Source organism: Aromatoleum sp. (genome assembly GCF_036675785.1).
GTDB lineage: Bacteria > Pseudomonadota > Gammaproteobacteria > Burkholderiales > Rhodocyclaceae > Aromatoleum.
This window is the reverse complement of sequence record NZ_JAKFEF010000017.1, coordinates 14,696-30,361: the sequence shown is the minus strand read 5'-3', so window position 1 is coordinate 30,361 and position 15,666 is coordinate 14,696. Positions and strand designations below refer to the sequence as shown.

The window sequence follows — 15,666 nt, the reverse complement described above, 5'->3', positions numbered from 1 at the left end:
GGTGATGAGAACGAAGCCTTTCGGACATCCTCTGCCGATCCTCGGCGCCGCGCTCGCCGCGATGCTCGTCGGCGCCCCGGCCGCGCTCGCGGCGAATCCGGTCACGCCGATTCCGGCGATGACGGCGCGGCTCGCCGCGAAGCTGCCGCTTACGGCGCTGGTACGGGCGGGCGCCGCGCTCGTCGCGGTCGGTGATTACGGCACGGTGATCCGCTCGACCGACGACGGCAGGACCTGGCAGCAGGCGCGCGTCCCCGTCAGCTCGCCGCTGACGTCGGTGCATTTCGTCGACGAGCGCCGCGGCTGGGCAGTCGGGCACGGCGGGGTGATCCTCGCAAGCTCCGACGGCGGCGCGACGTGGCAACTTCAGACGGTCCTCGACGAGCGCCCGGTGCTGCTGTCGGTGCATTTCGTGGACGAGCGCCGCGGCTACGCGGTTGGTGCGTACGGCGCCGCATTCCGCAGCGACGACGGCGGCGCGACCTGGGAGCCGATGGCGGTCGGCGAGGGCAACGACGCCGACATGCACCTTAACCACCTCTTTTCGACGCGCGGCGGCGCGCTCTTCATTGCCGCGGAGGCGGGCCTCGCATTCCGCTCGGACGACCAGGGCGCGAGCTGGACGAAGCTCGCGACCGACGTTTCCGGCTCGCTGTGGAGCGGATTCGAAAGCGCCGACGGCGAGGTCGTGCTGCTCGGGATGACCGGCAAGGTCATCGCGAGCCGCGACCGCGGAGAGACCTGGAAATCCCGCGAGACCGGCACCGAGCAGTCGCTGACCGCCGGGGTCGTGCTTGCCGACGGCGGACTGCTCGTCGTCGGTGCCGGCGGCGTCATGCTGCGGAGCAGGGCGGGGAGTCCGTTCGAACTCGAGATTCGCGCCGATCGGCAGAACCTCGCCGCGGTCGCCGCCGCGCCGGCCGGCAACGTCGTCCTCGCGGGCCAGCTCGGCGTCGAGCGGCTGGAGCGCACCCGATGAACCACAAGAAACCGGAGCCCCATGTGCTGACAAGACTGATGGCCCTGCTGACGGGCGACCTCGAAGCGCGCAGCACCGAGACCGGCCCGTTCGAGCGCCGCCACGTCGCGGTCGCGGCGTTGCTGCTCGAAGCGATGTACGTCGATCACCGCGCGAGCGAGCGCGAGCATGCCGCGGTGAACCGACTGCTGCGCGAGCGATTCAACCTGCCCGAAGAGACGGTGCGGGAGCTGATCGCGGTCGCCGACGAGCGCTACGCCGAAGTGCTCGACGACTGGGAGTTCGCCGAGGCGGTGCGCGCCGGCTTCGCTCCGGCCGAGCGCCAGGAAGTGCTGACGATGCTATGGGAAGTCGCGTACGCCGACGGCAACCTCGTGGTGCTCGAGGACCGGCTGCTGAACCGGCTCGCCGAGCAGCTCGAACTCGACGCGGAGGCGTCCGATGCCGCCCGCGCGACCGCCGTCGCCCGCGCCGGCCTGCTGATCGACGGCGCAGCCGGCAACTGAAAAAAATCCCGCCAGCGCCCGGCTGCCCCGGCCGCGGCGATGGCGGCGAATACAACGACAAGACCACAGGAGACGAACATATGGAGCGGTACCCCGGACAACTGTTGAGCGACGCGACGCGGCGATTCCTCGCGCAGCCGCGGCGGATGCTGATCGGCGCCGACTGGGTCGACTCGGCTACCGGCGAGACGCTGAAGGTCATCGACCCCGCGAGCGGGGAGCCCTTCGCCACCGTGCCGGCCGGTGGCGCGGTCGACATCGACCGCGCGGTCGCCGCCGCGCGTCGCGCGTTCGAATCCGGCGATTGGCCGAAGATGCGCCCGGTCGATCGTGAGCGCCTGCTGCTGAAGTTCGCCGACCTCGTCGAATCGAACGCGCAAGAACTCGCCGAGATCGAGTCGCTCGACAACGGCAAGTCGATCGTCATGGCCCGTCACGTCGACGTCGCGCTGGTCGTCGACTTCCTGCGCTACATGGCGGGCTGGGCGACGAAGATCGAAGGCTCGACGATGGACCTGTCGGTGCCGCTGATGCGCGACAGCGAGTTCTTCGGCTTCACGCGGCGTGAGCCGGTCGGCGTCGTCGGCGCGATCATCCCGTGGAATTTTCCGCTGCTGATGGCCGCATGGAAGGTCGCCCCGGCGCTGGCGACTGGTTGCACGATGGTGCTCAAGCCCGCCGAGGAAACCCCGCTTTCGGCGCTGCGCTTCGCCGAACTCGCGCTCGAAGCCGGCTATCCCGCGGGCGTGCTGAACGTCGTGACCGGCCTCGGCCACACGGCCGGCGCCGCGCTCTCGTCGCACAAGGGCATCGACAAGGTCGCCTTCACCGGTTCGACCGAAATCGGCAAGCTCGTCGGCAAGGCCGCGCTCGACAACATGACGCGGATGTCGCTCGAACTCGGCGGCAAGAGCCCGGTGATCGTGCTCGACGACGCCGACGTCTCGGCGGCCGCGGCGGGCGCCGCGCAGGCCATCTTCTTCAACCAGGGGCAGGTGTGTACCGCCGGTTCGCGCCTCTTCGTGCACAAGAGCCGCTTCGACGAGGTCGTCCAAGGGCTCGCCGGCATCGCCGCGGGCATGAAGCTCGGGGCAGGCATCGACCCGACGACGCAGGTCGGCCCCCTCGTGTCCGCGGTGCAGCAGAAGCGCGTGCTCGGCTACATCGAGAGCGGACTCGGCGAAGGGGCGCGCGCGGCGACCGGCGGTGCAGCGGGCGAGGGAGCGGGCTTCTTCGTCAAGCCGACCGTGCTTGTCGACACGACCGACGACATGAAGGTCGTGCGCGAGGAGATTTTCGGCCCGGTCGTTGTCGCGATGCCGTACGACGACCTCGACGAAGTCGCGCGCCGCGCGAACGACACGCCGTACGGCCTCGCCGCGAGCATCTGGTCGAACGACCTCGCCCGCGTGCATCGCCTGATCCCGAAGATCAAGGCCGGCACGGTGTGGGTGAACTGCCACAACATCCTCGACAACGCGATGCCCTTCGGCGGCTTCAAGCAGTCGGGGATCGGGCGCGAGATGGGTCGCGCGGTGCTCGACCTGTATACCGAAACCAAGTCCGTGATCATGGCGCTGTGAGCGCGCGGGCCGCCGTCGCGCGGCCCGGATCGTCACCGGAACACAGGGAAATGGAGGCTGATGTGAAAGGGCAGGGGAACGGATGGATTCGACGCCGTGTGCGTCAGGCGGGGGCGCTCGCGTTGGCGCTCGGCGCGTTCGGGGCGACGGCGGCGACCGGAGACGACGCCGCCGGGCAGAAATTGATCGAGTCGAAGTGCGGCGCCTGTCACCTCGACAACGGCAAGCTCGACCGCATTCCCGAGATTCGCAAGTCGCCCGAAGGCTGGGACATGACGGTCGTGCGGATGGGGATCTGGCACAAGGTCGAGCTGACCCCGGATGAGCGGCGGCAGGTCGTGAAATATCTCGCCGACCGGCAGGGGCTTGCGCCGTCCGAGAGCGCGCCGTTCCGCTTCCTCACCGAGCGCCGGCCGAACATGCAAGACACACCGCCGGACGAGGAGCTCGCGCAGATGTGCGGGCGCTGCCACAGCTTCGGCCGCGTCGCGCTGCAGCGTCGCGACGAGGGGGAATGGCTCAAGCTGATGCACACCCATCTCGGCCAGTTTCCGAGCGCCGAGTATTCGGCGATGGGGCGCGACCGCAACTGGTGGGAGATAGCGCGCGACAAGATGCCTTCGAGGCTCGCGGCGCTCTATCCGAAGAACACCGACGCGTGGCGCGACTGGAGCGCCAAAAAGCCCGCGGACGCCGCGGGACGCTGGGTCGTCGCTGGCGAGCGCGCGGGCTGGGGGCCGTACACCGGCACGATGACGGTCGTCGCGCAGGGGCAGGACCGCTACGACGTCCGCTACGAGCTGCGCTTCCGCGCCGGCAACACCGTGCGCGGGCACGGCGACGCGATCATCTACACCGGCTACGAATGGCGCGGCTCGGCGCAGCTCGGCAACGAGGACACTCGCTCGGTCTTCGCGCTGAACGAGGACGGTTCGCGCATCGGCGGGCGGTGGTTCCTGAAAGGGGCGGACGAGATCGGCGCGAGCTTCGAAGCAGTGCGCGCCGACGAGGCGACGAAGAACGCGCTCGTGTCGGTCACGCCGCGGATGCTGCGCGCGGGCGACGTCGTCGACGTCACGCTGACCGGTGCCGGGCTCGACCCGGCGGTCGATTTCGGCGCAGGCGTCGAGGTCGTCGAATGGCTGAACAAGGCGGCCAACGAGCTGCGGCTGCGCGTGAAGGTCGCGCCGAACGCGCCGGTAGGCGTTCACAAAGTTGCGGTCGGTGGCCGCCCGTCGGACCGTACCGTCGCGGTCTACCGCAGTTTCGACAGCGTCCGCGTCGAACCCGCGTACGGCGTCGCGCGGCTCGGCGGCGGCACGATCGCGCCGGTCAGCGCGCAGTTCGACGCGGTCGCGTTCCTCGACGGGCCCGACGGCAAGTCCGGCACGGACGACGACATCCGCCTCGGCAGCGTGCCGGCAAAGTGGTCGACCGCGCCGTTCGACGAGCGCGCGAAGCACGACGACGACGTGCGCTTCGCCGGCTACATGGAGCCGCACGGCCGCTTCGTGCCGTCGTTCGCCGGGCCGAACCCGGCGCGCGGCAACGTCAACAACGTCGGCAACCTCGCGGTCGTCGCGACCGTCAAGGACGGCGAGCACTCGCTCGACGCCAAGGGCCAGCTGATCGTCACCGTGCAGCGCTGGAACCCGACCACGCTGCGCTAACGGAGAGCCTGACATGACGACACTTCAGATCCAGCCGCACAACTACCGGTCGATCCGTTCGGGTGGCCGGCAAGTGCTGCTGCACGTGCCGACGACGTCGATCTTCGAACTCGACCCGGCGGCGTCCGACCTGCTCGGGCTGTTCGAATCGACGCCCGCGGTCGCGCCGGACGACATCCAAACGCGCTTCGACGGCCGTTATTCGCCGGGCGAGTTGTGCGACAGCCTCAGCGACTTCATCGACCTCGGCATCGTCGCGCCGCAGCCGAAGCACTACGAGATCCCGGCGCGCGTGGTCGAGCGCTCGCCGCTGAAGACGCTCGTGCTGACGCTCACCACCGGCTGCAACCTCGGCTGCAGCTACTGCTACCGCGAGGACCTGACCTCGCCGAAGCACTCGGCGGTGATGGACTACGAGACCGGCACGCGCTCGATCGACCTGCTGATGCAGGAGGCGAGCGAGAACGAGCGCGTCGCGATCGTGTTCTTCGGCGGCGAACCGCTGACGCGCATCGCGGTGATCCGCGATCTCGTCGAGTACGCGGAGGAGAAATCCGCCGCGGTCGGCAAGGCGGTCGAGTTCTCGCTGACGACGAACGCGACGCTGCTCACCGACGAGATCATCGACTTCCTCGACGCGCACCGCTTCGGCATTACCGTCAGCATCGACGGCGACCAGGCTCAGCACGACCGCCACCGGCGCACGATCGCCGGCGGCGGCACGTACAAGACGGTCGCGATGCGCGTGAAGCGCCTGCTCGAGCGCTACCAGTCGAAACCGGTCGGCGCGCGCGTCACGCTCGCGACCGGCAACCTCGATGTCTCCGCCATTTACAAGCACCTGCACGACGAACTGGGCTTCTTCGAAGTCGGCTTCGCGCCGGCGACCGCCGGTCCGGACTCGCCGGTCGGGCTGAGCCGGGAGGAACTCGACATCGTGTTCGAAGCGTTCAAGACGCTCGGCCGCGAGTACGTCTCCGAGGCCAAGCGCGGACGCCGCCACGGATTCGGCAACATGCAGCAGCTGATGACCGACCTGTGGATGGGCACGAGGAAGGTCCTGCCGTGCGGCGCCGGCGTCGGGCTGCTCGCGGTCGGCACCGGCGGCAAGATCTCGCTGTGCCACCGCTTCACCGGATCGGATCTCGAGACGTTCGGCGACGTGACGAGCGGCATCGAGCGCGACGCGCTGTCCGTGTTCATGACCCGCGCACAGGCGCCGCATTCGGCCTGCCAGGCGTGCCCCGCGCGCAGCCTGTGCGCCGGTGGCTGCTACCACGAATCGTATTCCCGCTCCGGCGACCCGTTCCTGCCGACCTTCGAGTACTGCGAGCAGATTCGCGAATGGACGGCATTCGGCCTCGAAGCCTTCGGCGAGATTGCCCTCGCCAATCCGGCGTTCTTCAACGCCGCCATCGAACAAAGGAGTGCCCTGCAATGAAACGACTGCGAGCCCTGAACCACAAGGCGCACCTGCTCGAGCAGGCGACGCAGGACGGCCACAAGGAGGAGGTGCAGCTGATGAGCAGCGTCGTCGGCTGCACGACGACCTTCGACCCCGGCTGGGAAGTCGACGCCTTCGGCGGCCTGGCGAGCCTGTGCCAGCCGATGGAAGCGGACCTCTATGGCTGCACCGACCCGTGCTGGTGGCCGGCGCAACTCGCCGACGGCCTGAATACGGCGCGCGACTGGACCGAGGGCAAGAACTCGGCGCTGCGCGACTGGCGCGAACTGCAGACGCTGTTCCCGGGAGACTGAGCGATGAAAACCGTTGCCCTGAACAAGGCGCGAATCGCTTTGGTCGCGCTGTGCTGTGCGGCCGCCTCGGCGTCCAGCCTCGCCGCCGAGTATCTGCTGACCGTCACCCGCCCGAACAACCTCCACGTGGTCGACCCCGCGAAGCGCGCGGTCGTCCGCTCGATCGCGCTCCCCGGCGACGGTGTGCCGGGGGCGATCGCGGTGCCGAGGGACGGCAAGACGGCCTACGTGCTGACGAACCGCATGGAGAGCGTCGTCGGCGTCGATCTCGACAGCGGCAAGACGGTGTTCCGTGCCGACTTCTCGACGCCCGATCGGCGCGTCAAGGGGTTCTTCGCCGCGGCCGTCAGCGAGGACGGACGCGAGCTGTACGTGCACCAGGCGCCGGTCCGGCTCGGACGTTCCGAGTACCAGGTCGAGGACACCTACATTGCGGTGTTCGACACGTCGGATGGCATGACCGCGAAGCCGCGCCGCAGCTTCCCGGCGCCGCGCCGCATCAGCCTGCTCGCGCCGACGGGCAACCCGGACCACCTGCTCGCGCTCGGCTGGGACATGTACCTCTTCAATACGAAGACGGGGGCGATCGAGAAGACTTTCCCGATCCGCCACTGGGATCGCCCGGGGATCGGCGAGCCCGACGTGCTGGCGATGTGGGGCACGTTCGAGCAGGCGCGCGCGTTGTCGACGCCGTACTACGTCGCGAGGACCGACGTCGCGCCGGATTCGCTGGAGGCGTTCAAGGCCGGCCTCGCGGTGTTCGATCTCGATACCGAGACGCTGAAGACGGTCGAGTTCGAGAACGCGCAGACGGCGATGTTCTCGTCGGTGATCAACCCGGCCGCGCGCAATGAAGCCTTCCTCGTGATGAACCAGCTGACGAAGGTCGATTGGGAGTCGGGGCGCGTCATCAAGCGCGTGCCGGTGGAGCAGACCTTCTATGCGGTCAACATCTCCGGCGACGGCAAGGAGGTGTACATCGGCGGCGCGCTCGACAAGATCGCGATTCACGATGCGATGACGCTCGAGAAAACCGGCGAGATCATGATGCCGGGCGGCGCCGACCAGTCGATCGGCTGGATGCGGGTCGTGAAACGCTGACGCGAGGAGCGAAGCGCCTTCCGCCGGATGCCGGCAGAGGAGGCGCATGCCGAAAACCGAAGAATCGTGGAGATCGATTCATGACCAGCACTGATACCGCCACGGCCGCCCCCCCGACTCCTCGCGATCCGACGCCGCGGCCGAACCCGGACCCGACTCCCGCGCCGAATCCGGACCCGACGCCGCGGCCGAATCCGGATCCGACGCCGAGCCCGAATCCGGATCCGACGCCGAGCCCGAATCCGGATCCGACGCCGAATCCGAATCCGGACCCGGTTCTCGCCCGTCGCCCGATCGAGCTCGGTTTCGCGCTCGTCGACGAGCGCGAGCTGGCGGCCCTCGCGCTGCACGAGCGCCTCACGCGCGAGGATTGCCTCGCGGCGCTGGGGGAGGCGCGCGCCTGCGTCGCGCTGCCCGACGACGCCGCGCTCACCCATTTCTTCCTCGGCAGCGAGTTCTGCGAGCACTTGCTGCCAAGCGTCGAGTCGATCGACCGCGCGGTCGCGCTGTGCGAGCGCTGGGGACTGACTTTCGGCCTCGTCACGCCGACCGCCTGCGACGGCCTGTTCGACCCGCTGCGCGCCGCGCTCGCGCGCCTGCCCGCGGGCGCCGAAGTCACCGTCAACGACTGGGGCGTCGCGCGTCTCGTGCAGCGCGAGTTTCCCGATCTGCGCCCGGTCGCCGGGCGGCTGCTCGGCAAGATGCTCAAGGACCCGCGCCTGCCGTCGGCGACCTGGGCGAGGATGTACCCGAACGGGCTGCGCGCGGGCCCGTTCCGCGAGATTCTCGACGGTCTCGGCATCGGCCGCCTGGAACTCGACTTCCCGCCTTTCGGCGCCGCTGACATGTACGCCGGCATCGATTTCCCGGTCGGCGTGCGCGCGCCGTACGGTTACATCGCGAAGGGACGGCTCTGCAAGCTCGGCTCGCTGTCCCTCGACACGCCCGAGAAGTTCTCGGTCGGCCACCAGTGCCGGCGCGAATGTCTGGGCTTTTCCGAAGTCGGCGCGCGGCCGGGCACGCATGAACTTCACACGTCGCAGCGCGGCAACACGATGTATTACCGCCACGCCGCGGGCATGGCCGCGGCGCTCGCCGACGCGGTCGCGAACGGCTGGGTCAACCGGATCGTTCTTTCGGGAGCCTGAGATGACACTTTGCGTCCTTTTATTCGTGCAGGGCCGTTTGGTGAGCAGTTCGCAGGGCGGCGTGAACCACAAACTTCGTCGGAGCGAGGCCGCGCCGGGCGCCGCCGAGGCGCGACGGGAGGCCTGACATGAAGATTACCGCCCCGATCAGCAGCCATGCGGAAGTCGAACCGCTCGTCCGCGCGGGCGCGACCGAGCTTTACTGCGGCGTAGTGCCGCCCGACTGGGTCCAGCGCTTCAACACGTCGGGCGTCAATCGCCGCGTGTTCGGCAACCTCAACGGCTATGCGGATCTCGAACGCGTTGTCGAGAAGGCGCATGCGCTCGACGCGGCCGTCTTCCTCGTCCTCAATGCGCAGCAGTACGGCGAACAGCATCTCGATGCGCTGACCGGGATCGCCGAACGCTTTCGCAGCATCGGCGGCGAGGCCGCGATCGTCGCCGACGTTTCGCTGATCGCGTCGCTCGCCGCGAACGTGCCGGACCTCGCGATCCACGTCAGTTCGGTCGCGACCTGCCGCAACGTCGAATCGGCGCGCTTTTTCGCCGGGCTCGGCGCGCGCCGCATCATCCTGCCGCGGGATGTCACCGTCGGCGAAATCTCGGCGATTTCGGCCGCGCTCCCCGAACTCGAAATCGAAGCCTTCGTCCTCAACGATGGCTGCGTGTTCGAGGAAGGCAGCTGCCACACCGTGCACCTGCCGATGAGCAAGGGCGGCCCGATCTGCATCGACAACTACGCGTTCGAGTACCGCACGGCCGAGGGCAACACCCCGGCCCCCCGCGCGTTGCGGCGCCTCGAACGGAACGACCAGGATTACAAGCGCTGGCTGTGGTACCGCTTCGGCAACGGTTTTTCGGTCGCGCCGAACGGCTACCCGTGGGGGCCGTGCGGGGTCTGCGCGATGCCGGCGATGCACGAGGCCGGCGTGCATTCGGTGAAGATCGCCGGCCGCGAAGGCGCGAGCGAACGCAAAATCCGCAGCGTCGAACTCGTCGCCGCGGTGCTGCGGCAGATCGAGTCCGGCGAGTCCGAAGCGGAAGTCCGCGAATTCGCCGTCGGTCTGCGCGACGCGCCGGGGCACTGCGCGAGCGGGTACATGTGCTACTACCCGGAAAAACGGGGTTCGGCGTGCGAGGGAGAGGCTTCGCCGCAATCGGCTGCAGTGCTCGAGTCGGCAGACTGAGCGGCGACTCGTCGGCAGCGGAAAAGGGAGCGGGAAGCGGACGCCAGTCCCGGATCTTCCCCACCGGGGCGGGCGCCGATCTTGCATCGCCGGCGTATTCCGATTCCCCGATGGATGGCGATGTCCGCTCCCGCGAAGTTCGACGCTCTCGTCATCGGCGGAGGCCCGGCCGGACTGACGGGCGGCCTGTATCTCGCGCGCTTTCGCCGCCGCGTGCTCGTCATCGACGATGGCCGCAGCCGCGCGCTGCGCATTCCGCGGACGCACAACATGCCGGGCTATCCGGACGGGGTTGTCGGGGCCGACCTGATGTCGTCGATACACCGGCAGGCCGAGCGTTACGGCGTCGTGTTCGCGGACGGGCGGGTCGAGAAGCTCGAGAAGACCGGGGACCGCTTTTCCGCGCGCGGGCCGGGCGGCGAGATCCTGGCGCGCGTGGTTCTGCTCGCGACCGGGACGAGCGACATCGAGTCGGCCGTCTCCCACCTCGCCGAAGCGGTCCGCAGCGGTGCGGTGCGCTACTGCCCGGTTTGCGATGCGTTCGAAGTCATCGACCGGAACGTCGGCGTCATCGCGGACGGGCCGGCGGGCGTGCGTGAAGCGCTCTACCTGCGGCATTTCACGCCGCACCTGACGGTTTTCCTGCTGTCGGGCGAGAACTGCCTCGATGAGGCGAACCGGGACATGCTCGCCGCGGCGCAGATCCACCTCGTCGAAGATCCAATCGCCAGCGTTCGGTTGTCGGACGGCGCGATCGTCGTGCGGCACGGCGACGCGGAGACGCGCTGCGACTCGGTGTATAGCGCGCTCGGAATGCGCATTCACGCGGAACTCGCACCCGGCGCCGAGCGCGACGAGGACGGCTACCTCGTCACCGATCGCCGACGGCAGACAAACATCGAGGGGCTGTACGCCGCTGGAGACGTGCTGCAGGGGCTGAACCAGATCACGGTGGCGATGGGCGACGCCGCGATCGCTGCCGCGGCGATGCATCTCGCGCTGCGGCGGGGCGAGGATCGCGACCGGTGAGCCGCTCGCGGCGACGGACCGAGGATGGCTGGCTCGGGGCGCCGGGCTGCGGTCGACCGAGGATGGGGGCAGGTGGGCGTGGAGCGGCGACCGGTCGTGATCTCAGTCCGTCGGATCGTGGCGGGTGAACTGTAAGAATGTGTTTCGTTCGTCCGCCTGGCCAGTGAAAACGATCGCATACCTCAGGCGCGTATGGCCGGCCGTCATCTGGTGCTTCCACCGGGGCGGCGCGGCGAAGTGCGCGAACGTCATCGTTGCGACGTCGGCCCAGCGGTTGCGGGCTGGGCGTGGCTGGGAAAGAATGCTTCACCGCACAAAAATACTGCTTCCGCGGTAGGAACATTCGAGGGCGCGAACCGACACGAACGCGTCGCGCTCGAAGCTGAACCCGGCGGTTCGCGCCGCCATATTGCAGGCCCTGCCTGGACCTTCCGACGGTCCTATTCGGGGCTGAGTCCCGGATCGTCGATGAAGCTTTTCTCCGCCTGGCCCCGCTGGGTCCAAGTCCTGTTCGCCGTTTTTTCCTTTGTTGCCGTCGTCGCTGCCTGGGTCGCCGTTGACTATCGGAGCCACGCGCCCGGCCTAGTCGGCAAGACCGCGCTGGCGCAGGAATTCGAAGCCGCCCCGCGGGCGTGGCTCGACCACCCGCTCGACGCCTCCGCGTTCGCGCAACGGCTCGAACGCAACGAGATCGCGGCGCTCGCGGTCGATGGTCAGCGCGTGCTGGCGACCACGCGCGGCGGCGAACGGTTCAGTACCGAGCTCGTCGGCGGCGAGCAGAGCCTGCTGACTCGTCTCGAAACGCTCAGCCGCGAACAGGGTTTCGCCCTGACGAGCGTCACCGTCGATCCACGCACCGTCGGCGAGCGGCTTGCCGCGAGCACCGGGAGCGTGCTCGAACGCCTCGTCACGCTGCTGACGGTCGCCGCGATGATTGGTCTGGGCGTGTATCTGGTGCGCCAGGGCGCGATGGGTGGCGGTGCGAAGGCGAAGCTCGCCGAGAAGCCCGACACGACTTTCGCCGATGTGGTCGGCGCCTCGGACGCGAAGACGTCGCTCCAGCAGGTCACCGCGTTCATGCGCGACCCGCAGAAATATCTCGCGCTCGGCGCCAAGCCGCCGCGCGGCGTGCTGCTCGAAGGTCCGCCGGGAACCGGCAAGACCCTGCTCGCCCGCGCGCTCGCCGGCGAATGCAAGGCGAACTTCATCGCCGTCGACGGCTCACATTTTTCGAGCATGTTCTACGGCCAGGGCATCTCGAAGGTGCGTGAGCTGTTCGCGACCGCGCGCAAGAATTCGCCGTGCATCATCTTCATCGACGAGTTCGACGGCATCGGCAAGCGTGCGAGCGGCGCGAAGGTCGAGGGCGGACAGTCCGAAGAGAATCGCATCATCAACAAGCTCCTCGTCGAGATGGACGGCTTCTCGGCGTCCGACAACATCGTCGTGATCGGCGCGACGAACCACGTCGGTAACGTCGACGATGCGCTGAAGCGGCCGGGGCGCTTCGATCTGGTCGCCCGCGTCGCCCTGCCAACTGTGACTGACCGGCGCGAGCTCTTCGAGCTCTGCCTCAGTCGCGTCAAGTCTGATGCGGGTCGGATCGACACCGAAGGCCTCGCTCGCGCGAGCAGCGGCCTGTCGCACGCCGACATCACGAACATCGTGAACCGCGCGACCGTGCTTGCCGCAGAAACGGGCGCGGACGCAGTCACCCAGGGCCACGTGCACCGCGCACTCGAGAGCCACCAGCTCGGCGGCGAAGTGTCGAGCCTGAAAGCGGTGTTCACCGAGACGCACCGCGAACGGATCGCGGTCCACGAGGCCGGCCATGCGCTGGTCGCCCACGTGCTCAAGGCGGGGCGGGTCGAACGGATCAGCATCGAGCCGCGGGGTCAGGCGCTGGGCGTGACGTTCGTCAGCCGCGAAGACGAGGTGCCGCTGTACGGCGAGCGCGAGCTGAAGGCGCGCCTGTCGATGCTGCTCGCCGGCCGCGAGGCGGAATTGATGAGCTACGGCAATACGACGTCGGGCGCCTCTGACGACCTCAAGCGCGCGTCCGAACTCGCGATCGAGATGGTCAGCGCGATGGGGTTCTCGCACGAGTTCGGCCTGCTGAGCCTGCAGGGTGTGCCCGAAGCGCTCGTCGGCCCGCACATTCAGGAACGCGCGCTCGGCGAGGCCCGCGCGATGCTAGAAACCGCGCAGCGGGCCTGTCGCGACACGCTCGAGCGTTACCGCAATGTGCTGCACGCGCTGACCACGGCGCTGCTGAAGGAAGACACGGTGTCCGGCGCGCTGCTGCGCGAAATGCTGCCGGTGCATGATTTCCACGCCGGCGCGGCGAACGACGCCGCCGCGCTGCGCGTCGCGATGGAAACCGCATCCGCACCGGCGTGAAGCCCGTCATCAGGCGGGCGGACGGCGGGTTGGTCAGGTTGCGATCGAAATCGCGTCAGCGTGGAGCGCTTGTCGGCCGCGAAGCGGCTGACGTTCATCGGGATCTCCAGATTCGTTCAATAGAAGCGAATGCTGGTAGTTTCCCGTTATTCCGGCTGCGTGACAGACGATTGGCCGCAGACGCGGTTCACATCCCGAACGCGTACGAGTCCATCGCGAGCATCCCGTAGCGCACGTCCTGCTCCGCAAAGCGCCGGATCGTCGCCCCTTCACCGGCGGCGCCGAGCGCGAACATCAGCGGCACGAGGTGCTCGTCGGTCGGATGGGCACGCTCGGCGTGGGGGGCGCGGCGGCGGTAGTCGAGGAGGGCTTCGACGTCGCCCGCCGCGAGAGTGTTGGCGATCCAGGTCGTGAACGCCGTGACGTAAGGCTCGACCGTCTCGCGCGGTCCGCGGAACTCGTACAGGTTGTGCGTCATGCTGCCGGAACCGATGATCAGCACGCCGTCGCGGCACAGGGGTTCGAGCGCGCGCCCGAGGTCGAAGAAATAGCCTGCCGACTCCCGCGGCCTCAGCGAGATCTGGACGACGGGGATCGTCGCGTCGGGGAAAAGGTGCATCAGCGGGACCCACGCGCCATGGTCGAGTCCGCGCGTCGGCTCCTCGTCAGCCGGGAAGCCAGCGGCGTCGAGCAGTTCGATCGCGCGCCGGGCGCATTCGGGCGCGCCGGGGGCCGGATAGCGGAGTTCGTACAGCGCCTCGGGAAAACCGCCGAAATCGTGGATCGTTTCCGGGTTTGCCGACGTGGTCAGCAGCAGCCGGTTGCTCATCCAGTGGGGCGACGCAATCAGGATCGCGCGAGGCGTCAGCAGATCCGCAGCCGCCGTGCGAAGTTGCCGTCCGGCATCGCCGGGTTCGAGCGCGAAGGTCGGCGCACCATGCGAGACGAAGAGGGTGGGCATCGACATGGAGGTTCCTCCACAGGTTACATACGAAGCAAGAGGGATTCAGTCTAGCCCCGTTCGGAGCGCGATGAACACGACCCGCGCGCGCTTACTGTTTCGAGAACCGCAACAATCGCGCTTCCGTATTGCTCCTGTCGGAACGCGTGTGGACACCTCCGGGATCAAGGGGTCGTACGCGCGAGGGGTTGTGTTCGTCCACCGGTAAACCGATGGCATGCGTACCATGTTGCGGTGCCTCGGGTTGGAACCCCGTACTGCAGCGGGTGCGACTCCCGGAACATGAATACATGATCGCCGCCGCCGATGCCGCAGTGCGCAATAAGGCCTGTCTTTTGTGGTATCTTGCCCAAAAACAAACGACTAGCAGGCATTTTTTACCCACCCCGACCGGAATGACCCTTTTTTCGTTGATCGTCGCGCTGCTCATCGAGCAGGTTCGCCCGTTGCGGGCCCGGCAACTCGTTCTGGACCCCCTCCACCGGCTGTCCGCGCACGTCCTTGATCGCTTCAATGACGGTCAGGCCCGAAACGGCACGGTCGCGTGGTGGCTGATCATGCTGACCGGGGTGATCGGCAGCGTCGCGATCTTCCTGTTGCTGTGGACGGTTCATCCGCTGTTCGCGTTCGCGTTCAACGTGGGCGCGCTGTACCTGACGATGGGTTTCCGGCAGGAAAGCCACTTCTTTACCGACATCCATCTCGCGCTCCGTATGGGCGAGATCGACCGGGCCCGCGCGCTGCTCGGCGAATGGCGCGGCGGCCAGTACTTCACCGCGAGTTCGAGCGAAGTGGCGCGGCTGGCGATCGAGCAGGCGCTGATAGGCGCGCACCGCAACGTTTTCGGTGTCGTGTTCTGGTTCATCGTGATGCCCGGGCCGAGCGGCGCGGTGCTGTATCGGCTCGCACGTTTTCTCGGTGAGGAATGGGGCGCGCGGCGCGATGTCGAACTCGGTGACTTCGGCCGTTTCGCCAGAAAGGCTTTCGAGGTCATCGACTGGGTCCCCGCGCGACTGACGGCCGCGTCGTTTTCGGTCGTCGGCGACTTCGAGGACGCGATTTTCTGCTGGCGCACGCAGGCGATGCTCTGGGGCGAAAGGGCCTCCGGGATCCTGATCGCGGCGGGCGCGGGCGCGCTCGGCGTGCGGCTCGGAATGCCGGTGCATCAATCCGGCGAAATTATCGAGCGGCCCGAAATGGGCGTGGGAGAGGAGGCTGACGCGGACTACATGCAGAGTACCGTCGGTCTGGTATGGCGGGCGCTCGTGCTTTGCCTGTTAATGCTGGCGTTGGTCGTGATCGCCGGCTGGGTAGGTCGCTAACTGTTTCGAGGAGGGAGTATAG

At 68.1% G+C, this 15,666-nt stretch carries 13 protein-coding genes; 12 read left to right on the top strand and 1 reads right to left on the bottom strand.

Annotated elements, in window-relative coordinates:
* Positions 1–4 precede the first annotated feature (4 nt).
* The 11 genes from V6M37_RS04080 to V6M37_RS04030 all read left to right on the top strand — a co-directional run bounded on the left by V6M37_RS04080 (position 5) and on the right by V6M37_RS04030 (position 13,361).
* Positions 5–979 (top strand): WD40/YVTN/BNR-like repeat-containing protein, encoded by a 975-nt coding sequence (locus V6M37_RS04080; protein ID WP_332671240.1) that lies wholly within the window; start codon positions 5–7, stop codon positions 977–979.
* On the top strand, positions 976–1,485 hold the full coding sequence (locus V6M37_RS04075) for a tellurite resistance TerB family protein (protein ID WP_332671238.1): 510 nt from the start codon (positions 976–978) through the stop codon (positions 1,483–1,485). Before V6M37_RS04080 ends, V6M37_RS04075 begins: the two co-directional genes overlap by 4 nt.
* Positions 1,486–1,565: 80 nt before the next feature.
* Positions 1,566–3,068 (top strand): aldehyde dehydrogenase family protein, encoded by a 1,503-nt coding sequence (locus V6M37_RS04070; protein WP_332671236.1) that lies wholly within the window; start codon positions 1,566–1,568, stop codon positions 3,066–3,068.
* A 98-nt stretch (positions 3,069–3,166) separates the two neighbouring features.
* A complete protein-coding gene (peaA, locus tag V6M37_RS04065; RefSeq protein ID WP_332671234.1) occupies positions 3,167–4,738 on the top strand; it encodes a quinohemoprotein amine dehydrogenase subunit alpha in 1,572 nt (523 codons plus the stop codon).
* A gap of 13 nt (positions 4,739–4,751) precedes the next feature.
* On the top strand, positions 4,752–6,179 hold the full coding sequence (peaB, locus tag V6M37_RS04060; RefSeq protein WP_332671232.1) for a quinohemoprotein amine dehydrogenase maturation protein: 1,428 nt from the start codon (positions 4,752–4,754) through the stop codon (positions 6,177–6,179).
* Positions 6,176–6,496, top strand: a complete 321-nt coding sequence (gene qhpC / locus V6M37_RS04055; RefSeq protein ID WP_332671230.1) for a quinohemoprotein amine dehydrogenase subunit gamma — start codon at positions 6,176–6,178, stop codon at positions 6,494–6,496. Before peaB ends, qhpC begins: the two co-directional genes overlap by 4 nt.
* 3 nt (positions 6,497–6,499) lie before the next feature.
* Complete coding sequence (peaD, locus tag V6M37_RS04050; RefSeq protein ID WP_332671229.1) at positions 6,500–7,597, top strand: quinohemoprotein amine dehydrogenase subunit beta; 1,098 nt, start codon at positions 6,500–6,502, stop codon at positions 7,595–7,597.
* A gap of 80 nt (positions 7,598–7,677) precedes the next feature.
* The gene (locus tag V6M37_RS04045; protein WP_332671227.1) at positions 7,678–8,745 is read left to right on the top strand and encodes a hypothetical protein; all 1,068 of its coding nucleotides are present in this window, start codon (positions 7,678–7,680) and stop codon (positions 8,743–8,745) included.
* Between the two features lie 128 nt (positions 8,746–8,873).
* On the top strand, positions 8,874–9,932 hold the full coding sequence (locus V6M37_RS04040; RefSeq protein ID WP_332671225.1) for a U32 family peptidase: 1,059 nt from the start codon (positions 8,874–8,876) through the stop codon (positions 9,930–9,932).
* A 120-nt stretch (positions 9,933–10,052) separates the two neighbouring features.
* Positions 10,053–10,961, top strand: a complete 909-nt coding sequence (locus tag V6M37_RS04035) for an NAD(P)/FAD-dependent oxidoreductase (protein ID WP_332671224.1) — start codon at positions 10,053–10,055, stop codon at positions 10,959–10,961.
* A 468-nt stretch (positions 10,962–11,429) separates the two neighbouring features.
* A complete protein-coding gene (locus V6M37_RS04030) occupies positions 11,430–13,361 on the top strand; it encodes an ATP-dependent metallopeptidase FtsH/Yme1/Tma family protein (protein WP_332671222.1) in 1,932 nt (643 codons plus the stop codon).
* A 187-nt stretch (positions 13,362–13,548) separates the two neighbouring features.
* Here V6M37_RS04030 and V6M37_RS04025 read toward each other — a convergent pair whose 3' ends face one another.
* Positions 13,549–14,328, bottom strand: coding sequence for a DODA-type extradiol aromatic ring-opening family dioxygenase (locus V6M37_RS04025; protein WP_332671221.1), 780 nt, complete (start codon positions 14,326–14,328; stop codon positions 13,549–13,551).
* A 389-nt stretch (positions 14,329–14,717) separates the two neighbouring features.
* Here V6M37_RS04025 and V6M37_RS04020 point away from each other — a divergent pair, with 389 nt between their 5' ends.
* The gene (locus V6M37_RS04020; protein ID WP_332671308.1) at positions 14,718–15,644 is read left to right on the top strand and encodes a CobD/CbiB family protein; all 927 of its coding nucleotides are present in this window, start codon (positions 14,718–14,720) and stop codon (positions 15,642–15,644) included.
* Positions 15,645–15,666: the final 22 nt, after the last annotated feature.